21 protein-coding genes and 3 pseudogenes are annotated in these 18,159 nt (G+C 62.4%); 12 read left to right on the top strand and 12 right to left on the bottom strand.

The window, feature by feature from the left end:
• Positions 1 to 150 precede the first annotated feature (150 nt).
• The 3 genes and pseudogenes from AC629_RS00790 to AC629_RS00800 form a co-directional block, all read right to left on the bottom strand.
• A complete protein-coding gene (locus AC629_RS00790) occupies positions 151 to 750 on the bottom strand; it encodes a TetR/AcrR family transcriptional regulator (protein ID WP_084802884.1) in 600 nt (199 codons plus the stop codon).
• A gap of 153 nt (positions 751 to 903) precedes the next feature.
• Positions 904 to 1,521: pseudogene (locus AC629_RS00795) on the bottom strand (AraC family transcriptional regulator); the annotation flags it as partial.
• 250 nt (positions 1,522 to 1,771) lie between these two features.
• The gene (locus AC629_RS00800) at positions 1,772 to 2,074 is read right to left on the bottom strand and encodes a hypothetical protein (protein ID WP_084802885.1); all 303 of its coding nucleotides are present in this window, start codon (positions 2,072 to 2,074) and stop codon (positions 1,772 to 1,774) included.
• A gap of 308 nt (positions 2,075 to 2,382) precedes the next feature.
• Here AC629_RS00800 and AC629_RS00805 point away from each other — a divergent pair, with 308 nt between their 5' ends.
• Positions 2,383 to 2,844 (top strand): host attachment protein, encoded by a 462-nt coding sequence (locus tag AC629_RS00805; protein WP_084802886.1) that lies wholly within the window; start codon positions 2,383 to 2,385, stop codon positions 2,842 to 2,844.
• Positions 2,845 to 2,868: 24 nt separating this feature from the next.
• Here the strand turns inward: AC629_RS00805 and AC629_RS00810 are convergent, their stop codons facing one another.
• A complete protein-coding gene (locus AC629_RS00810) occupies positions 2,869 to 3,132 on the bottom strand; it encodes a hypothetical protein (RefSeq protein WP_084802887.1) in 264 nt (87 codons plus the stop codon).
• A 302-nt stretch (positions 3,133 to 3,434) separates the two neighbouring features.
• Here AC629_RS00810 and AC629_RS00815 point away from each other — a divergent pair, with 302 nt between their 5' ends.
• A complete protein-coding gene (locus AC629_RS00815) occupies positions 3,435 to 3,881 on the top strand; it encodes a hypothetical protein (protein WP_084802888.1) in 447 nt (148 codons plus the stop codon).
• 104 nt (positions 3,882 to 3,985) lie between these two features.
• Positions 3,986 to 4,858, top strand: a complete 873-nt coding sequence (locus AC629_RS00820; protein WP_084802889.1) for a DMT family transporter — start codon at positions 3,986 to 3,988, stop codon at positions 4,856 to 4,858.
• Positions 4,859 to 4,986: 128 nt separating this feature from the next.
• Here AC629_RS00820 and AC629_RS00825 read toward each other — a convergent pair whose 3' ends face one another.
• Both AC629_RS00825 and AC629_RS00830 read right to left on the bottom strand, forming a co-directional pair.
• Positions 4,987 to 5,295 carry a histone gene (locus AC629_RS00825; protein WP_084802890.1) on the bottom strand — a complete coding sequence of 103 codons (309 nt, stop codon included), beginning with the start codon at positions 5,293 to 5,295 and terminating at the stop codon, positions 4,987 to 4,989.
• Between the two features lie 277 nt (positions 5,296 to 5,572).
• On the bottom strand, positions 5,573 to 6,232 hold the full coding sequence (locus AC629_RS00830; protein WP_084802891.1) for a peroxiredoxin: 660 nt from the start codon (positions 6,230 to 6,232) through the stop codon (positions 5,573 to 5,575).
• 379 nt (positions 6,233 to 6,611) lie between these two features.
• Between AC629_RS00830 and AC629_RS00835 the strand changes: the two genes are divergently transcribed.
• Positions 6,612 to 7,184, top strand: a complete 573-nt coding sequence (locus AC629_RS00835; protein WP_084802892.1) for a hypothetical protein — start codon at positions 6,612 to 6,614, stop codon at positions 7,182 to 7,184.
• 57 nt (positions 7,185 to 7,241) lie between these two features.
• Here AC629_RS00835 and AC629_RS00840 read toward each other — a convergent pair whose 3' ends face one another.
• The 5 genes and pseudogenes from AC629_RS00840 to AC629_RS48165 form a co-directional block, all read right to left on the bottom strand.
• Complete coding sequence (locus tag AC629_RS00840; protein WP_084802893.1) at positions 7,242 to 9,095, bottom strand: alkaline phosphatase family protein; 1,854 nt, start codon at positions 9,093 to 9,095, stop codon at positions 7,242 to 7,244.
• A 300-nt stretch (positions 9,096 to 9,395) separates the two neighbouring features.
• Positions 9,396 to 9,707: a response regulator transcription factor gene (locus tag AC629_RS00845; RefSeq protein WP_245331656.1), complete on the bottom strand. Its 312-nt coding sequence runs from the start codon at positions 9,705 to 9,707 to the stop codon at positions 9,396 to 9,398.
• Between the two features lie 53 nt (positions 9,708 to 9,760).
• Positions 9,761 to 10,984 (bottom strand): ABC transporter permease, encoded by a 1,224-nt coding sequence (locus AC629_RS00850; protein WP_084802895.1) that lies wholly within the window; start codon positions 10,982 to 10,984, stop codon positions 9,761 to 9,763.
• Positions 10,981 to 11,253 (bottom strand): annotated as a pseudogene (locus AC629_RS47590) (macrolide ABC transporter ATP-binding protein); the annotation flags it as partial. The pseudogene AC629_RS47590 and the gene AC629_RS00850, both read right to left, overlap by 4 nt.
• 345 nt (positions 11,254 to 11,598) lie before the next feature.
• Positions 11,599 to 11,979 (bottom strand): annotated as a pseudogene (locus tag AC629_RS48165) (efflux RND transporter periplasmic adaptor subunit); the annotation flags it as partial.
• Positions 11,980 to 12,472: 493 nt separating this feature from the next.
• Between AC629_RS48165 and AC629_RS00860 the strand changes: the two are divergent.
• From AC629_RS00860 to AC629_RS00890, 7 genes are all read left to right on the top strand, one after another.
• Positions 12,473 to 13,144: a response regulator transcription factor gene (locus AC629_RS00860; RefSeq protein WP_084802897.1), complete on the top strand. Its 672-nt coding sequence runs from the start codon at positions 12,473 to 12,475 to the stop codon at positions 13,142 to 13,144.
• A 168-nt stretch (positions 13,145 to 13,312) separates the two neighbouring features.
• A complete protein-coding gene (locus AC629_RS00865; protein WP_084802898.1) occupies positions 13,313 to 13,705 on the top strand; it encodes a curlin subunit CsgB in 393 nt (130 codons plus the stop codon).
• A 141-nt stretch (positions 13,706 to 13,846) separates the two neighbouring features.
• Positions 13,847 to 14,239, top strand: coding sequence for a curlin (locus AC629_RS00870; protein ID WP_084802899.1), 393 nt, complete (start codon positions 13,847 to 13,849; stop codon positions 14,237 to 14,239).
• Between the two features lie 43 nt (positions 14,240 to 14,282).
• Positions 14,283 to 14,693: a curlin gene (locus AC629_RS00875; protein ID WP_084802900.1), complete on the top strand. Its 411-nt coding sequence runs from the start codon at positions 14,283 to 14,285 to the stop codon at positions 14,691 to 14,693.
• Positions 14,694 to 14,894: 201 nt separating this feature from the next.
• On the top strand, positions 14,895 to 15,248 hold the full coding sequence (locus tag AC629_RS00880; protein WP_245331657.1) for a curlin: 354 nt from the start codon (positions 14,895 to 14,897) through the stop codon (positions 15,246 to 15,248).
• 20 nt (positions 15,249 to 15,268) lie between these two features.
• Positions 15,269 to 15,559: a hypothetical protein gene (locus AC629_RS00885; protein WP_084802902.1), complete on the top strand. Its 291-nt coding sequence runs from the start codon at positions 15,269 to 15,271 to the stop codon at positions 15,557 to 15,559.
• Positions 15,560 to 15,856: 297 nt separating this feature from the next.
• Positions 15,857 to 16,303 (top strand): hypothetical protein, encoded by a 447-nt coding sequence (locus AC629_RS00890; RefSeq protein ID WP_084802958.1) that lies wholly within the window; start codon positions 15,857 to 15,859, stop codon positions 16,301 to 16,303.
• Between the two features lie 114 nt (positions 16,304 to 16,417).
• On the opposite strand, the gene AC629_RS00895 is transcribed toward AC629_RS00890, so the two are convergent.
• The gene (locus AC629_RS00895; RefSeq protein WP_084802903.1) at positions 16,418 to 17,260 is read right to left on the bottom strand and encodes a GNAT family N-acetyltransferase; all 843 of its coding nucleotides are present in this window, start codon (positions 17,258 to 17,260) and stop codon (positions 16,418 to 16,420) included.
• Between the two features lie 113 nt (positions 17,261 to 17,373).
• Here AC629_RS00895 and AC629_RS00900 point away from each other — a divergent pair, with 113 nt between their 5' ends.
• Entirely contained in the window at positions 17,374 to 18,078 is a 705-nt protein-coding gene (locus AC629_RS00900) for an SDR family oxidoreductase (protein WP_084802904.1), read from the top strand.
• Positions 18,079 to 18,159: the final 81 nt, after the last annotated feature.

The raw sequence follows: 18,159 nt of genomic DNA on the forward strand, positions 1-18,159 counted from the left end.
TACCGAACTCGCTTTCCACGGCATCCACACCTCCCGCAGAACAAAAGCGGAAAGTGTAACCCATGTGTCCGGTACGTTCTGTCACCTATGTCTCGGGCCGCTCAAAAGGCTTAGTCGGGAATCGTTCGCTGGGTAGCGCGTACCGTCCTGTCATTTGCCAGCCAGCACGTGTTCGCAGAGCGGTTGGATCATGGCGCAAATTGCGTCCGGATTCCTTTCTGTCGAGTTCAGCATCTGGAACATGGCGTAGCTGGTCAGAGCAAAGAGTGTATCGACGACGTCGCGCTGACATTGTTCGTCGCGCCCGCCTTGCCGACGAACCAATACAGTCAAAGCCTTGCGACGACGCTCGTTTCGCGCGGCCAGGCTGTTGGCCAGCTCCTTGTCGATAGCCGCCGCTGCGTAGAGCCCGGCCAGAGCGTCGTCGGAACTCCAGAAGCCACAGAACACCATAACTAGTCGCGCCAGACCACCTTGAGGATCTGCGATCGCCATTGCGCTCGCGAGATCGTTCATTCCTCCCGCGACCGCAAGTGCGTCAAAGGCGGCTTCCAGCAGCCCATTCCGCGAACCGAATTGATTATAGACCGTCAGCCGCGTCACGCCGGCTGCCGTCGCCACTGCGTCGAGCGAGAAGCCCTCATTCTCCGGCCCACGCAGCAGCGCCAGAGCGGCCTGAAGCAGCCGCTCGCGCGTTTCAGCAGCCTTGGCATCCCGCTTGGTGCGCGAATACGACCTAGGGGGGGCGATCTTGAATCATGACTATACACTATGTATATGTAATTTGATGCTGCGCCAACACTCAAATTTTGGAGCCAATGGATGCCGTACTGGCTGATCGCGATTATTGCCCTTCACGTACTCTCATCCATTTTTTGGTCAGGCACGACATTTGTGCTGGCGTTGATGCAGGCTCATGCCGCGCACCTTGGTCACAGCGCCGCCGAGCGTCCGGATCGAGACGCCGAATTCATCGGCGAGATTGGCCGTATAGATCGGAGCGATTGGATCGGCGGCGATGTAATCGTCGATCTGCTGCACCAGCCTGACGGATCGCGCGCTTGCACTCGGGGCGTGGGGATCCGACAGCGGGTTAAGCCGAAACAGATCGTCGAAGGCGAGCAGCAGGCCCTCTTGGAGATGCGCGGCGACCTCCGTGGTTTCGAACCTATGCGGCTCGGCCGACGCGGTCCGCAGGATGTCAAGCACAAGCTGTCGCGCATAGAGATGAGCGGCGGGGTCGGCGATGCGAACCCATAATGTATCGGCGCGATCAAACCAGCCGCGATCCCTGAGCGCGGGTGAGAACATGATCAGCGCATGATGATTGATCTGGGGCTCGACGAAATGGCAATGATGATTGCCGCGCAAGGCGATGAAAAAGCGCGAGTCGAGGTCCATCCCGCTCGAGCTGGCCCGCAGATCGTCGGTCATCGGCAGGATCACCATGCCGCCCGGCGCGCGATAGACCGTATCGAGGATGCGCGCAAATGACCTTGCGACGATGATCCGGCACGCAGGCGAAGGACTCGAAGCTCCGGCCCTCGAGACTTGGCTGCTTCTCGAGGTGCGTCTGCACATTCATGCCCGTCTGAGGGCATCGGAAAACGATGAAATCCGCCATCAGCGTAGAATGACGATTCGGTGAATTTCATCTTTGATCTAGATCAGATTTGGAAACGCTCCAGGCGAACTGCTGACGCAACTGATCTAGATCTGGGCAATCCATGGTCTCGCAAAAGCGAAGGGGCCCCGAGGGCCCCTCCAGAAATCACCATCGACGATAGCCGTAGTAGTGGGGCCCATGGTGGTGGTGGTGGTGACCATAGTAACGGGGGCCATAATCGCGCGGTCCATAGTACCTGGGGCGGTAATACGGCGCCGGCGCGTAATACCCATAATAGTTCGGACGCCGGAAACAGCGCCCCCAGGCATCACAGACCATGTGGGCCTGCTCGACGTCAGAGACCTGCGGTGTCGCAGGCACTGGCGCGATAGGCATGGCGGACGCCGCCGGCGATGCCATGATGGCACCGAACAAGGATGCGGCGACGAGGCCAATCTTAAGCTTCATGATGTCTTCCTCTACTTACGCGATACAGGTTTATCGAAGATGTTCTGATCAAATTGTGGCGGGACGGAAATGTAATGCTGATGAACAAACCTTCAGCCAGTCCGCCGCAGGCCCGACTTCAACTGCGCTAGACTATTCTGGGTCGAACTCTTGACCGATGCTGTGCTTGCGTAGTTGCCTCGCAGGACGTCGTCGCCATGCTTTGATCCTGCGCAATTCGCCGGCACCGCTTCGCCCGTAGTCTTGCCGTTGTGGGCAGTTCTTCGAGGAATTCGAAGAGCAGGCTCATAGGTGTTTGGAGCTGTGCAATGGACAAGATGAGAATCGACAAGGGTGACTGGCTGGTCGTGTGCGACGGTCGTAAGGCGCTCATTCTGGAGAACCTCGGCGACGAGATGTTTCCGAACCTTCACACCAGGGAGGTGCATGAGCAGCCCAATCCCTCGACCAGCGCACAAGGGACCGATGCGCCGGGCCGGCTGCATGCCGCAGTCGGCGGCGCGCGTAGCTCGGTCGAGCAGACCGATTGGCACGATGAGGCTGAACGCGCCTTCCTGCGGAGCTTGGCCGGCCGGCTCGATGCCGCCGTCAACTCGGGCGAGACCTCGGCGCTAACCATGGTGGCCTCGCCACGCGCGCTCGGCATGATCCGCGCCGACTATTCGGACGTCGTGCGCAAGGCGCTTCAAAACGAGATCGGCAAGGACCTCGTCAAGCTGCCGGTCTACGAAATCGAGAAGCAGTTGCTGTTGTCGGGCGCCCCTAGGTAGGACGCCCGCGGAGGTCGGCGCCCCTCAGAAGCAGGGGTGCCGGCGGCCGTCCTGGCCGATATAGGCGGCCGAGCCTCGGTAGCAGTGGTTGGTCGACGGGCCATCGTAATAGGCGAAGGTGCCGGGGGTGATGCCGGGGCCGTAATTGTGCAGATAGCTGATCGGGTAGGGCAGCGCGTCGGCGTAATGGCGGTGGTACCGGTGATGTCCCCGCGCCTCCGCAAACGTGGGGGCTAGGATTGCAGCCGACAGGGCAGCAACCGCGGCTACAAGCTTCAACTTGCTCATCTCGATTCTCCGGAGCCCGCGCAAATAGGTCAGCCGTTTATAGCCATTTCGGCCGGCCAGGGCACCCGTCCGGCCTCCGGAAATCGGGGCTGACCCCGCAGATTTCCGGGTGGGTGTGACAGAATTGCCGGAAGTGCCGTCCAGGCCTGCCCATTTTTGGCCTTTTCGGGATGCTTAACGAATTCCCCACATAAGTATGACCAAAGAGAGTTCGGTTAAGAATCCTGTCGCCGGCCCCTGCACGTTTCCTTGGGGGTCTTTCGAGGCCGGTCCATTCTGAAGGCTTTCGTCGTCACGTCATCATGCGCATCACGCTCCTGAGCCTGCTGTTGCTGTTCGTCGCCGCCGCCACGCCGGCGCGGGCCCAATTGCACATCACCCGCGACCACGGCGGCTATGTCGAGGAGTACAAGGCCAAGTACAAGCGCGCCCGCGACAAGGGCGAGCGGGTCATCATCGACGGTATCTGCAATTCGGCCTGCACGCTGGTGCTCGGCATCGTGCCGATGAACAAGATCTGCGTGACGCCGCGCGCCAGCCTGGGCTTCCACCAGGCCTACTACGACAAGGCCTTCACCTTCGGCATCAAGGTCACCAGCGCGGAGGGAACGTCCGACCTGATGTCCTACTACCCCGACACAGTGAAGGACTGGATCCGCCGCAATGGCGGGCTCACCACCGACATGAAGAAGATCAAGAACGGTGTCGAGCTCTGGAAGATCATCGACCCCTGTCCGGAAGAATGGTGAGCGGCTGAGCTGAGCCGCCGCTTCCGCCGTCTGTCGCGGCGCAACATCGCTCGGGCAGAGATTCGCATTGCCGCATGGGCCCCGGTCGGGCAAGGAAGGCGGCAATGAATCATAATCAAGAAGCCCTGACCGCCCGCGCGGCGCCGGTCCTGTTCGTGGTGCTCTGGAGCACCGGATTCATCGGCACCAAATACGTCATCAACAACGCCGATCCCTTGACCTATCTCGCCATCCGCATGGCGGTGGTGGTCGGCCTGATGGCGATCTTCGCGGCGATTGCGCGGCCGAAATGGCCGGACCGCATCGGCATCGCGCATAGCGCGGTTGCCGGCATCCTCGTCCATGGCTTCTATCTCGGCGGCACCGCCATCGCGATCGCGCATTCGATCCCGGCCGGGCTCTCGGCGCTCATTCCTGGCCTGCAGCCGATCCTGACCTCGACCATCGCCAACCGCTGGCTCGGCGAGCGGGTGACGTCGGTGCAATGGGCAGGCCTCGTGCTCGGCCTCGGCGGCGTGGCGCTGATCCTGCACGACCGCCCTATGACCGGCGAAGCCGGGCTCGGCTGGCTTGCCTCGGTGGTTTCGCTGATCAGCATCACGCTCGGCACGCTCTATCAGCGCCGCTACTGCAATCACATCGACTGGCGCGCCGGCAATCTCGTGCAATACGTGTCCGTCACGATCTTCTTCACGGTCGGCGCCTTCCTTTTCGAGGACCGCGCGGTGCACTGGACGCGGGAGTTCGTGCTCGCGCTCGGCTGGCTTGCCGTGGCGCTCTCGATCGGATCGATCGGGCTGTTGTACTGGCTGATCCGCCACGCCGCGGCGACGTCGGTCGCGAGCCTGTTCTACCTGGTGCCTGCCGTCACGGCGCTGATGGCCTATTTGCTGTTCGGGGAAAAACTCGACCCGCTCGCGATCGCCGGCATGGCGATGTGCGCGGCGGCGGTGTTCGTGGTCAATCGCCGCTTCTAGGCAAACGCGGCCGGCTGATCTCGAAGACCGAGTATCACCCGGGCTGGCGCGCAGCCAAACGGCGAGGGTAGGGTATCGCGAGAGCGGTCTCCGGGCGCGCCGCCCGGATACCTGCTCGGGCGCTCCGATCAGCGCTTGGCCTTCTTCTTAGGCTTGACGGCTTTCTTCGCGGATTTCTTCACTGCCTTTTTCGCGGCTTTCTTGGACGCTTTCTTGGCCGCTTTCTTCGATGACTTCTTTGCAGCCTTCTTCGAAGCTTTCTTCGAGGCCTTCTTGGCCTTCTTCTTGGAAGGCTTCTTCGGCGCTACTTTCTTCGCGACCTTCTTGGCGGCCTTCCTGACCTTCTTGACGGCGGTGACTGCGGATTCCTTGGTCGCCTCCACTGCGGTGGTGACCGGCTCCATCGCCTGTTCGGTGATCGGCTTCTCGTCGTCCATATCGTCCCCCACGGTTTGTATGGAGCGATGACGATAGCGAGTTTCAAAGTTGTGTCAAAGTAACGCTCAACCTTTGCGGTTCTTTGCGTAGGCGGCCAACGCGCGCTCGCGGCCCTTGGCGTAATCGACGCGACACACAAGCAGAGTTTCATCTGCCGCGATCATGGCGGTCGGCTCGACCGAATCCCTATGCGCAATCGCGCATTGGGCAATTTCGCGATTCCGGGTTCGCTCGCCCCGGGATGAATTTGCGATTGCTATCCGCAACCGCAAAAAGTCACTTCGGCTGCGGGACGATGCGGATGTAGGGCTTCGGTTCCTTCCAGCCCTGCGGATAGATCGTCTTGGCTTCTTCGTTGGAGACCGAGCCGGCGATGATGACGTCCTCGCCCTGCTTCCAGTCGGAAGGTGTCGCGACGCGATGCTTGGCGGTGAGCTGGAGCGAGTCGATGACGCGCAGGATCTCCTGGAAGTTCCGGCCGGTGGTCATCGGATAGACCAGCACGAGCTTGATCTTCTTGTCCGGTCCGATGATGAAGACGTTGCGGACGGTCTGGTTGTCGGCCGGCGTGCGGGTGAGGGGGTCGCCCGAGGTCGAGGCCGGCAGCATCTCGTAGAGCTTCGAGACGTTGAAGTCGGTGTCGCCGATCATCGGGTAGTTCGGAGCGGCGCCCTGCGTCTCCTTGATGTCTTCCGACCACTTGGCGTGGCGGTCGACCGGGTCGACCGAGAGGCCCATTAGCTTGACGCCGCGCTTGTCGAATTCCGGCTTCAGCTTGGCGAGCGCGCCGAGCTCGGTCGTACAAACTGGCGTGAAGTCCTTCGGGTGCGAGAACAGTAGCGCCCAGCTATTGCCGATCCAGTCGTGGAACTTGATCTTCCCTTCGGTGGTCTCGGCTTCGAAGTCAGGGGCGGTGGCGCCGATCGGGAGTGTCATGATACTACCTCATCTCTTTGAATTTACTTGAGAATTCACCTCAGGCCGCAACCGCTATTATAGGGGCTCGGCGACGCCAAGGGAACCAGTTCAAGTAAAATATGTACTTCATCTCTGACGGGCCGATTTCCTAGCACCTTTCTGTTACAGGGGCGCCTGCGGCGAAACATCTCCACCGGGCTTCACGGTTTCATTGCCCCGATAAAGCCTTTTATGACCCGCATCACGCGCGCCCGATGCTCTCCGGAACCAAAATGGTCCTCGCAGCGACTAATCGGCAACCATCGAGAAAAGTCGCGATCCCCGTATCGAATCATTAACCACCCCTTTACGTCCGCATGAAAATGCTGGCCGATGAGAAGAAATCTGGAAGTGAACTATGTCTGCCGCTGCGCCTAAGTCTGCTGAGTCGCCGTCCCTCGAACCGTCCTGCCGCGATACTGCGGCCCATGCGCTGACCATCGTGCGCGACGGCGTGATCACGGGCGAAGGTCCCACCACAAAGGGCCGGGTGCATTTCTCCCGCTCGCTCGACGCCGATGATGCCGCCTGGTGCGTGCGCATCCTGACGGCCACAGCCGTTAACGACCAGCCGGTCAGCCGCGCCGAAGCCGAGGCGCTGTTCGAGATCAACGAGGCCGCGACCGAGCGTACCGACGGCGGCCGGTTCGACGATCTGCTCGCCAAGGCGGTTGCCCACTATGCCGCAAGCGCCTCAGGCCTGAAGGTGCCGCCGCGCAGCGTCGCGTTGTCGGCCGAGTCCGACGTCGACAGCTGGGCGCCGTCCTACGCCTCCAAGGTCAACAGCGAGATGCTGGAGTGGATCGCGGGCCAGATGCGCGGCAAGCGCCAGACCAACCGTCGCCTCATGGCGATGGTGGCGACCTTCCTGGGCGCCACCGCGCTGCCTCTGGCAGGCCAACTGCCGAACGTGTTCGACATCGGCATGTAAGATTTTGGTACTTGAGATTTTCGCGCCCCTTGCGGGGCGCGAGAGAAAGCGGCGGGGTCACTTCCCCGCCGTTTTTTGTTTGCCGGTCTCGGTCTCGAGTCCGAGCGTGCGGCCGGGGAAGCCGGCGGCGTCGAAATAGCGCTGGGTGCCGACGCGCTGGACGTTGAGCACGGTCTGCAGGCCGTTCTCGGACATCTTCGACTTCTCGACAGTCTTGAACGCCTTCGGCACGATGCCGTTGGGCAGGGCCTCCGACATCACCCGGCCGAGCAGGCCGCCGTTCTGTGAGCCGCGCAGGCCCATGAGCTGGACAGCCGTCATGCCGACGTCAGCATTGCTGACCGGCAGCTCGTCGACGAAGCCAGCTTTGAAGTCCGGTCCGATCGCGGCCATGAAGTTGAACGTGTCGCCCCGGCTGAAGCTGCCATGCATGCCCTGGCCCTGGCGCAGCACCGTGTCGGCCACCTGCACCGAGCAATTGGTCGGCGCCTCGCCGCACTCGCTGGCATAGGAGCGGAAGTTGACGACGATCGCCGGCGTCGGCGTCGCAGACTTGCCACGCAGGTTGATGCTCGACAGCGGCAGGGTGCCGGGGAAGCGGCCGAGCGAGTCGTCGACGAACAGACCGGAGATGTAATCCTGCTCGAGCAGCGCCTTGACGGTCTTCGCCGCCAGCTTCTTGTCCCTGTTCGGCAGATAGATCAGGTCCGAGCCGCCGTTGGTGGCGATGACGAGGTCAGGCTTGGTCGGATCCTCGCCGAGCACGCCGTTGCCGGCCTTCGGGTGGGCATTGCCGGTGACGGCGGCATTCTTGTCGTTCGGGTCGAACAGTGGCAGGTCGAGCGCTTTCGCAAGGTCGAGCGCCAGGAAGCCCATCGGCAGGAAGTCCTTCGGCGTGTCGTCATAGCTGACCTTGGCCGAGGGGCTGGTCTTGCTTTCCTTGGAGATGGTCGAGAAGCCGTGGTCGGCCTGGATCATGATGTTGGTGTTGGCGGCGAGCCCGAGCTCGTCCAGCGCCTTGCGGATCTGCGCAAGGTTGTTGTCGGCGTTCTTGATGCTCGCCATCGTGCTCGGGCCGTTGATGCCCGGCATGATCTGGTTGAGGCTGTCGCCCTGATTGTGCTGGGTGCCATCGGGATCGCGCGACCAGAACACCAGCACGAACGGCTTGTTGCGTGCCTTGAACATCGGCAGCACGACCTTGGTGGCGACGTCGGCGAGATAGGCCTGCTGGGCGACGTTGGCGACCGTGGTGCCCGGCGTCTTGGCATCGCCCGCCTTGCCATTGTCGCCGCGGCCGGGGGTGGCAAGGGCGAGACCCGCCTTGATCAGGGCTTCCTTCATCTCGTCCGATAGCGCCACGCCGTTCTTGCCGCCGGTGGAATCGTCGATCACGATCGAATGGTTGCCCGGCTTCTCGGGATGATCGGTATGGTCGAACTGATAGGTCGGGCCGACCTTGCCGATCGCCGCGGTGCTGAGGCCCTTGTCACGGGCCATCTTCAGGATGGTCTCTTCGCTCAGAAAGTCGCCCTTGAAATGCTCGTCGATGTCGCCGAGCACGGCGTCGTTCTCGATGAAGGGGACCACCGTGTCGCCGGCCGGTACGGAGGTGTAGTTGGTCCAGATCGTATTGGAGAACACGCCGGTGTCGCCGAGATAATGGCCCGTCGAGATCGCCGAGCCGTTGGCCATGGTGAAGGTCGGAAACAGCGAGTGCGAGTTCTTGAAGTTGACGCCCTTGTCGCGGACTTCGGCCATCGCCGGCGCCGTTTCAGGGGTGACTTTCAGCGCGCGCAGTCCGTCCGGAATGAACAGGATCAGGTTACGGGGCGTGTTGTTCTGGGCAAAGGCAAGTCCGGTAGACAGCACGGTCAATCCGGCGGACAGCAACACCAGTGAGCGGCGCATCAAATCTCTCCTGCGGTGAGGCGGCATGGCCGCGACCGCGGCCTCCGGCAATCGTTTAGTTTTGCAGCATGACAGTTTTGTTACAAGGCCCGTCGGCTATGCAACAGAGATGGGAGAGGGTGGGGACGATAGGGTCACAGTCTCATTATCGAGCACCAACGAGGCGCAATTGGCGCACGATGACCGGCGGAGCCGCCCGACTATCTATGACAAATTCCGAATTCAAACAGAATAACGTTGGGTCTCCCCGGGACTTGGATGCCTCGCCTGGCCGGCAATGCAAGCCACGTGAGCCGGCGCTCATTTCGGCGCGATCTCCACCCGTGGATTCTGAGCCAGCGCCTGCGCTGGTTTCACCGCGACGGGATAGCCTCCGCCGTTGGCGAGATCGCGCCGCAGCGATGGCGTCGCCGCATGCAGCGCGAAGATAATCGCGATCTGAGTCCGGTTCTGGAGTCGGTATTTGCGCATGATATTGCCGATATGCGCGCGCACCGTGTTCTCCGAGATCTTGAGCTCGAAGGCGATGTTCTTGTTCTGCATTCCGCGCGCGATCAGCACCATCAGCTGGCGTTCACGTGGCGTTGGTGTAATCGAAGTTTCCGGGCTCATGACTAGTTCCTCCTCCCTGGCCGTTGAGTTGATGTGGCCATCCCAGCATGCTGTCATTCCGTCTTGAGCGCCTCGATTGGACTGAGCTTGGACGCCTTGTGTGCAGGATAGAAACCGAAGATGAGGCCGGTCACGATCGAGAAGACCAGGGCCAGGGCAATTGCTTCGCTGTCGACTGACGTGATCCATCCGGCCATGCGGGCGACTGTCATCGACAGCGTGACCCCACCGACAACGCCGATGGCGCCGCCGAGGAGGCAGAGTACAAGCGCTTCGCAGAGGAACTGGAGACGGATGTCCCGCATCCGCCCACCGAGCGCCCGGCGAATTCCAATTTCCTGCGTTCGTTCTGTGACCGACACGATCATGACGTTCATGATGCTGATGCCGCCGACGAGCAGCGAGACCGACGCGATAGCGACGAGCAGGAGCGCCACGGTGCGGATTGCTCCCTGCTGCGCTTCCATGGCCGCCGCCGGATCCTGGACCTTGAAATCGTCTTCCTGGCCGGCGAGGACCCGGTGACGCTGCCGCAGCAGGCTTTCGATCTCGGATCGCGCACCCGCCATTTGGCCGTCGGCGGCCACCTTGGCGACGATGTAGGCGACCGAGTCCCGGTTGATGCCGCTCGCGCTGCCGAGGAAGCGCAGCTTGGCGGTGGCGAGGGGGACGAACGCGACGTCGTCCTGCGCCGGCCCCTTGCGGTCGAGCACGCCAATCACCTCAAGCGGGACCTTCATGATCCTGATCTGTGCGCCGATCGGATCGTCGCCCGGTGCGAACAGCTCGCGCGCGACCGTACTTCCGAGGATCGCGACCTTGCCGGCGCCAGCTTCCTCGGCGCCGGAGAAATAGCGCCCAGAGGCGAGCTGCCAGTCGCGCGCCATGAAGTGCCCGGTCGTCGTGCCGTTGATCGTCGTGTTCCAGTTCTTGCTCTCGTGGATGACCTGCGCCGTTCCGGCGATCGAGCCGGCCGCGGCTTGAATCTCCGGAATCTGCTCGAGGATGGCCTGCACGTCGCTCTCGGTCATGGTGAGCTTGGTGCCTTCCTTAAGGCGGACGCCGCCCTGATAGACTGCGCCGGGCGTGATCATCAGCACGTTGGCGCCGATCGAGCGGATCTGCTCCTGGAGGCGAAGCTGTGCGCCGGCGCCGATCGCGAAGACGGTGACAATCGATGCGACGCCGATGACGATGCCGAGCATTGTGAGGACACTGCGCAGCGGGTTGAGGCGCAAGGCGTGCAGAGCGATCTGGAAGCCCTGGAGCATCGTCATGATGCAAAGCTCCGTTTCGGCAGCAGCGGAGCCCGCGCCTCGTCGCTGACGATCTCTCCGTCATGCAGGCGGATCGTGCGACGGCACTGGGTCGCGATGCCGGGATCATGGGTGATCATCACGACGGTCTGGCCGCGCTGGTTGAGCGCGGCGAACAGCGCCAGGATCTCGGCGCCGGTGCGACTGTCCAGCGCGCCCGTCGGCTCGTCGGCGAGCACGATCAACGGGGAGGCGATCAGAGCACGTGCGATCGCAATGCGCTGCTGCTCGATCCTGCGGACGTCGGCCTGCGCGCCGTCCACGGAATAGGCATTGAGGGACACCATCACCTCAGCCTCGCGCTCCTGGGCGACGTGGGCGGTAAATTCCGTCTGAGCATCATCGACGGTCGACGTCGCCACCACATTTTGCGACTGCAGTGCGAGCTTGCGCTGAAGGGTCTTCTGCGCCGAGGCCTTGACCGCCTGGGCGCTCTCGAGCTTGGCGGCAAGCACGTCGCGGCTGCCCTTTGCGTTCTGCAGATCGATCCTGGCGCGATCGAGCTTGGCCCGCTCGATATCCACGAGGGAGTTGGCGACTTCGAGCGCCGCCTTGGCCTCGTCGACCTTGGCCGCGAAGCTGCGTGGATCGATCAGCGCGAGCGGCTGGTCCTTGCTGACGGTGTCATTGAAATCGACATAGACCCGCGCAAGCTGCCCGGACAATTGGGAACCCACCTCGATCGTCTTGACCGGTTGCAGGGCACCCGTGACGGTCACGGTCTGCTCGATGCTGCCGCGCTGTATCGAGGCGTAGCGAAAGGCAGGTGCGTCCGACTCGAAGATTGGGGCTTCGCGTGCACCGGGTGCGAGGAGCTGTTTTGTCGACTCGGAGGCGCGTGTGACCCCGGCAGCCGCAGTTCCGGCCGCGCCGGTGATAGTGGCCGATCCCGCGGTGTAGACCGCGGCGAGGCCGCATGCAGTTCCAAATAAGGCAATAACTGGCGCAAATCGCATATCAAGACCCCCGCCCTTGAAATGACCTTGCTGGCGGAAAAAACTGGAATCGAGAGATGGCTGCAATTAGCCCGAAGCGATCCCGGTGTCTCAGCAGTATGTCGTCGTTCTTAAGGCGACGGGCGGGCGCGCTCTATGATCCAGAAGTAAAGTCCGCGACTGCGCCTTTTCGTGATTTGCGCAGAACCCATACCGGGCGTATTCAAATGGATCAGCACGGTATCGAACTCGATAGCTGACTGAACGTCTCGTCTGATCTGGCGGAAGTAGTGGCCGGTCGGTGTTTAGTTTGGCGTAAGGGTGGCAACACCGTGACACAGTTGGCCATACCAGTGGCTCGACGCCGGAGTGGCGCATCCTCGAGATTGCGGCACCGAAGGAGGCCACGAGCCCCTTCGATCACGAACTCCGAAATGTTAACTGCTTCACTCGTATCCACCGGGCGATAGCTCGTTGCCGGATCATCGAGCCCCTATTCGGGGAGTTAGCTGCGATGAATTCAAACCAAGCCGCAGTTTCAAACCAAGCGACAGTTTATGTCGTTGATGACGAAGCCCAGATTCGAAATGCGATTGGCAGCCTCTGCGAGGAGACCGGACATCAGGTCAGGTTGTTTGCCTCAACGGACGAGTTTCTTGCCGAAAGTCTAGCTAGCGGACCATCCTGCCTGGTGCTCGACGTCCGCTTTCCCGGCACGTCGCCGACCGGCCTCGAGCTTCAGCGCAAGCTGGCGGAGTCGGGCGTGCAGATACCGATCGTCTTCATCAGCGGCCACGCGGACGTGCGCGTCTCGGTCGAGGCCATGAAGCGCGGGGCGGTCGAGTTTCTGCCGAAACCATTCCGCGAGCAGGAGATCCTCGATGCGATCAGGCACGGCATCGAGCGCGATCGCCGGCGCCTGGAGCGCGAGAGTGCGGAGCACGAAGCGCGCCAGCGCGTCCAGACGCTGACGGCACGGGAGCGCGAGATCATGCTGCTGATGGCGGAGGGGCTCGTTGCCAAGCAGATCGCGGCCAAGCTCGGCGTCAGCGAAGTGACGGTGAAGGTGCACCGCGCCAGAATGATGCGGAAGCTGGGGTTGCGTTCGCCGATTGAGGTTGTGCGATTGATCGACAGCATGGGACTCGAGGCGGAGCGCTTCGGTGCTGGACATTCGCAGATCTAGATTTGCGGACGGCAAGTTATCGCGCGTCGTCTAGTCCGGATCGACTAGCATGAACTACAGTCTGTCGCATCGCATGAGATCAGTTCAGAGCCATCCCTATGATGTCGGCCAGCATCACGACCGGCATCCGAACCCAGTCAGACAACTTTGGCTAGAAAGGGATACTCCATGCGAAAATTGCTCCTCGCTTCCGCTGCCGTGTTCGCTCTGTCCTCCGCGGCTCACGCTAATAACACCGCAAACACCTTCCAGATCGGCGCAGTAAACGCCTCCGCCGTGAACCAGCAGGGCCACGTGAACGACTCTTCGACCACCTTCCAGCTCGGCCTCGTGAATGCCGCGAGCACCATGCAGGGCACGACCTCTCCGTCGCTCAACAATGCGAGCTCGGTGACCCAGATTGGCGTCTTTGGCAACGCGGCCGCCACTGGAGAGGTTGCCACTGGCAACAACGCCAGCTCGATCAGCCAGACCACGCTCTTCGGCCTCCCGCCGAACAACGCCGCCGCCGTTGGGCAGATCGGTGGTGGACTCAACACCAGCACCATTACTCAGCACTAAGCCAGCCCCGTATCGGGCCCGGGCGCGTCCACCGAGCGGCGCGTCCGGACGATACTCGACAGGCCATACTCGAAATCACCGCGATCAGGTTGCCTGAGCGGGGCGGCGGGTCGACGGCTGGCATTTCGCAGAGGATATGACATGCGCATGAAACACCTCTTCACGACGGTCGTCATGCTGAGCGCGCTGACCGCTGTCGAGGCCCAAGCTGCCAACTCGGTTAGCGTGTTGCAGATCGGTACGACAAATCTCTCGTCCACAGTGCAGGCCGGCCCGGTGAACAACACCGCGACGACGCTGCAATTCGGCGCGACCAACACCGCATCGAGTTTGCAGTTGGGATCGCTGGCCTCGGTCAATTCGGCCACGATAGGGCAGGGCGGCACGACCCCCACCGCGACTAATAACGCCGCGGTCGGCCAGGTCGGCGGCGCCAACACGAGCTTGATCGGTCAGATTGGTTTGAACAATGCTGCGGGGGTGTCCCAGTTCGGCATTCTGAACGGCTCCATGATTTTGCAGCAGGCTCCGTGACCTGAGATCGTGTTTGGCTCGGCAGATAGTGTGGAGGCATGTGATGAACAAGCATCTTCTGATCGGTGCGCTGGCAGGTCTCGTCTCCTGTTGCGCAGCGAACGGCCCGGCGCAGGCGCAAAGCGCCGACATCAAGACGATCGTCTCGATTAACGGGCCGCCAGTCGTCTTGAACCAGAGCAGTTCGACCAATATGGCCGGCGTGTTCATGATCGGCGGTAGCACCAGCGCGACTGTCACTCAGAACGGCACGAATAACGCTGTCGGCATCCTGCAATTCGGCGGGACGACATCGGCTTCTGCCGGGCAGACCGGCATGAATAATTTCGCCTTCGTCGGTCAGACCGGCCAGTCGGCGACGAGCTTCGTGTCGCAGATCGGCGCGATGAATACGGGATCGATCGCGCACTTCGGCAGGGTCAACTCGTCGACAGTGGTCCAGACTAGCCCGTAAGGTAAACGCGGGCTCGCCTCGGTCAGGAACCGGCAAGGAGGAAAGGCGATGAGGTTGAGGTACGGTAAGCAGCTATTGGCGCTGTCCGCGTTGCTCGTCGCCATCAGCGTTGCGTCCGATGCATCGGCCGGATCCAGGCCATCGCGATTCGCCGGATTCCAAGGCGGCGGACTCATGCAAGGCGGTGTCACGGACCCGAGCGTGAGCATCGAGGTGAGCATCGAGACAGTCGTGGAGTTCGGCAACAATGCGAAGCCGGTCACGATCGTGGAGAACAGCAGCATCAATATCGCTCGGGTGATCCAGTTCGGCGGGACGGGAACTGTCGATGCGACCATTGTCCAGAACGGCACACGCAACTATGTCGATGTGATCCAGGTCGGTGGCACCACCAACGCGGCGATCGGCCAGTCCGGCGTGAACAACATCGCCGACATCACGCAGGTCGGCAATTCCACTAACGCGCTCCTGCTCCAGATTGGTGACATGAACACGGGGACGGTGCAGCAGTTCGGGCGGTTCAACTGGTTGTCGATCTTCCAATTCGGGCGGTAGTCGAGAAGGTGAGGTGTGAGATGAGGTTCACCATACTCGCGGCAGGAATGGTCATCATGGCAGCAATAACAGCCGGACCGGCCGGCGCCGGCGAGACCGGCGACGGCCATACCACCGTGGTCCAGGACGAGAACGGCACGGCCGTCATCACGCAAAGTGGTGATCCGGCACAGGCCGAGGTCAGGGTCGACAAGGAGCCCGGACGCACGACGGTCTACCGTCGTAGCGATGGAAACACCGCGATCGTATCCCAGGGCACGGGAAACGCGCAGGACTTGCTCGATTGGCTGCGCAAGCAGCAGCCCCACTGACGTACCGAGCCCATCGTCGGTGAGAGAACGACGGGCCTGGTTGCAAGCGGGCGCTACGGGAGCGTTCCGGACGTGTTCGGCTCGCGCGATCAACTCCGGTCAACTGGTTATGAAACAGCGGTCCATTGAACGAAGTGCTTGAAACCAGCCGGGAATTCCAGACGTCATGCCGCACCACGCTCCCCGTCGATCCCGCGCCTTAACCAATAATTAATTATCCGTTTGCCGGCGGGTTACGGCCCGGCTTAGCGTGCAATGGGGAGCCGCTATCGCGAAGCCAATGAGTTGGTGCGTATCATGATGTCCAGATCACATGGGGCGTTGCTCGCCTCACTCAGCGCAACTGCGCTGCTCCTTGTTGCCAGTGACAGTTTTGCCAGGCCCGGTGGCGCGGCCGCGCATGGGCTGACCGCCGCGCCTTCCCGCGCGGTCGCGCGTCCGCCGATCGCGCCGGGTGCTCGGTTCCGCGGCCGTAACAATCCCTGGGTCTATTGGCCGGGCGGAGGAGCGTTCTTCTACGATGGCACGACCTACAGCCAGCCTTTCATCGATGCAGGGCAGCCGTTCTCCAACGACGAGCGCTACGCCTACTCGTATGACGTTCCCTGGGACTGGACGCATCGCTTCCCGCCGAACGTCGTGCCGTCCGACCGGCCCTATGTGCCGAGCTGCCCGACCGAGCAGGTGACGGTGCCCGGCCGCGGCGGCGGCGAGCACACCGTCAATATCATGCGCTGTTACTGAGCGGCGCCGTCGCTAGAGCGTTTTCGAGCGAAGTGGATACCGGTTCGCGTAAAGAAAACGCGTCAAACCAAGAATCTAGAGCCCCGTTCCGATTCCATCGGAACGGAAATGGCTCTAGCCGAGCTCAAAGCTTGTCACGCCGAAGACGCGGTCGATCCGTGGCGGCTTGATCGGCCCTGTGTACATCCGCGCCGTCTCGAACACCGGCTTGAGGCCGAGCGACTCTGCGACCGCAACCGCCTCGCGATTGACGGCGGGGACGTCGAGAAAGACTTCGCTGCCACCTGCACTTTCCAGCAGGGCCTGCACAACGGCGTCCGCCGCCGCGCGATCGTCGGCGACGAGCGGGCCGATCTTGTGGCCGGTCCGGCAAGGCCGGATGACGCCCCATGCGGCGAGCTTACCATCGCGCAGCAGCGCGCGGCCGATATGGCCGGCCGTATTGAACCAGGCGCGCAGGAAGGGGCTACGCGCTGCAGGGAAGACCGTGGCGTCGTCGGCTTCAACAAGCGCGAATGGAATGTCGTTGATTGCTAGAACATCAGCGGGTGGCTTCGGCGGCGGCGCGACGATGCCGCCATAGCGGATATTCGCGTAAGCAAACTGGAAGCCGGATTTCCTGTAATTGTCCTGCTGTGCCACGACGCCGTCGAGCCCGATTACGCGAGCGCCCGCATGCGCGATCGCCGCGTTCCAGATGCGCAGGCCGTAGCCCGAGCCACGAAGATCCGCACGCACGATGTAGAAGCCAAGGAAGGCGAAGCGATCATCGTAATTGACGCAGGAGACGGTCGCGACCGGCTCGCCGTCGATCTCGCCAACGAAGAAGCCCTCCGCGTCGGGAAGCGCGAAGCAGGCGGCATCCGCAAGACCCGGATTCCAGCCTTCTGCCGCGGCCCAGTCGACGGCAATGGCGACCTCCTCGGGGCGCAAATTGCGGATTTGCAAATCGCTCATCTTACAAGTCACTCATGGATGCCTTCGACAGTGGACCTGCCGGCCGGTCCGGCTGTAGAAGGCCTCATGATAGGCCGAGCCTGCGGCTCGCCTCAACACAGGGATGATCGGTCATGGCAGCAGAGAAGGTCGCACTCGTCACCGCGGGCGGCAGCGGCATGGGGGCAGGGGCTGCGCGGCGGCTCGCGGCCGACGGATTTCGCGTTGCGATCCTGTCGTCCTCTGGCAAGGGCGAGGCGCTGGCGGCCGAGCTCGGCGGGATCGGTGTCACCGGCTCCAACAAGTCGAACGACGATCTGAAGCGTCTCGTCGACGGCGCGCTTGCCAAGTGGGGCCGCATCGACGCGCTCGTCAACAGCGCTGGCCACGGCCCGCGCGCGCCGATCACGGAGATCACCGACGAGCAGTGGCACACCGGCCTCGATACCTATCTGCTCAACGTGATCCGTCCGACGCGGCTGGTGACACCGGTCATGCAGGCGCAGAAGGCTGGCGCCATCGTCAACATCTCGACCGCCTGGGCGTTCGAGCCGAGCGCAATGTTTCCGACCTCCGCGGTGTTCCGCGCTGGTCTTGCCGCTTTCACAAAGATCTTCACCGACACCTATGCCGCCGACAATATCCGGATGAACAATGTTCTGCCCGGCTGGATCGACAGCCTGCCGCAGACCGATGCGCGCCGCGACAGCGTGCCGATGAAGCGCTACGGCAAGGTCGAGGAGATCGCGGCGACGATCTCGTTCCTGGCCTCCGACGGCGCAGCCTACATCACGGGGCAAAACATCCGCGTCGACGGCGGGCTGACGCGGTCGGTCTGAGCAGGCCGTTTCGAATCGGGGGGCGCATGTGACGCGGGCTTGCGCGCGTCACTGCATGAGGGCAACGCGCAGCCCTTGGGG

The sequence above is a fragment of the Bradyrhizobium sp. NAS80.1 genome (assembly GCF_001908205.1).
GTDB lineage: Bacteria > Pseudomonadota > Alphaproteobacteria > Rhizobiales > Xanthobacteraceae > Bradyrhizobium.

Bases quoted from the DNA above. Each gene is read 5' to 3' on its own strand.
- AC629_RS00800 (WP_084802885.1), bottom strand. From the start codon at position 2,074: ATGAAGCTTAAGATTGGCCTCGTCGCCGCATCCTTGTTCGGTGCCATC.
- AC629_RS00805 (WP_084802886.1), top strand. From the start codon at position 2,383: ATGGACAAGATGAGAATCGACAAGGGTGACTGGCTGGTCGTGTGCGAC.
- AC629_RS00810 (WP_084802887.1), bottom strand. From the start codon at position 3,132: ATGAGCAAGTTGAAGCTTGTAGCCGCGGTTGCTGCCCTGTCGGCTGCA.
- AC629_RS00815 (WP_084802888.1), top strand. From the start codon at position 3,435: ATGCGCATCACGCTCCTGAGCCTGCTGTTGCTGTTCGTCGCCGCCGCC.
- AC629_RS00820 (WP_084802889.1), top strand. From the start codon at position 3,986: ATGAATCATAATCAAGAAGCCCTGACCGCCCGCGCGGCGCCGGTCCTG.
- AC629_RS00825 (WP_084802890.1), bottom strand. From the start codon at position 5,295: ATGGACGACGAGAAGCCGATCACCGAACAGGCGATGGAGCCGGTCACC.
- AC629_RS00830 (WP_084802891.1), bottom strand. From the start codon at position 6,232: ATGACACTCCCGATCGGCGCCACCGCCCCTGACTTCGAAGCCGAGACC.
- AC629_RS00835 (WP_084802892.1), top strand. From the start codon at position 6,612: ATGTCTGCCGCTGCGCCTAAGTCTGCTGAGTCGCCGTCCCTCGAACCG.
- AC629_RS00840 (WP_084802893.1), bottom strand. From the start codon at position 9,095: ATGCGCCGCTCACTGGTGTTGCTGTCCGCCGGATTGACCGTGCTGTCT.
- AC629_RS00845 (WP_245331656.1), bottom strand. From the start codon at position 9,707: ATGAGCCCGGAAACTTCGATTACACCAACGCCACGTGAACGCCAGCTG.
- AC629_RS00850 (WP_084802895.1), bottom strand. From the start codon at position 10,984: ATGACGATGCTCCAGGGCTTCCAGATCGCTCTGCACGCCTTGCGCCTC.
- AC629_RS00860 (WP_084802897.1), top strand. From the start codon at position 12,473: ATGAATTCAAACCAAGCCGCAGTTTCAAACCAAGCGACAGTTTATGTC.
- AC629_RS00865 (WP_084802898.1), top strand. From the start codon at position 13,313: ATGCGAAAATTGCTCCTCGCTTCCGCTGCCGTGTTCGCTCTGTCCTCC.
- AC629_RS00870 (WP_084802899.1), top strand. From the start codon at position 13,847: ATGCGCATGAAACACCTCTTCACGACGGTCGTCATGCTGAGCGCGCTG.
- AC629_RS00875 (WP_084802900.1), top strand. From the start codon at position 14,283: ATGAACAAGCATCTTCTGATCGGTGCGCTGGCAGGTCTCGTCTCCTGT.
- AC629_RS00885 (WP_084802902.1), top strand. From the start codon at position 15,269: ATGAGGTTCACCATACTCGCGGCAGGAATGGTCATCATGGCAGCAATA.
- AC629_RS00890 (WP_084802958.1), top strand. From the start codon at position 15,857: ATGATGTCCAGATCACATGGGGCGTTGCTCGCCTCACTCAGCGCAACT.
- AC629_RS00895 (WP_084802903.1), bottom strand. From the start codon at position 17,260: ATGAGCGATTTGCAAATCCGCAATTTGCGCCCCGAGGAGGTCGCCATT.
- AC629_RS00900 (WP_084802904.1), top strand. From the start codon at position 17,374: ATGGCAGCAGAGAAGGTCGCACTCGTCACCGCGGGCGGCAGCGGCATG.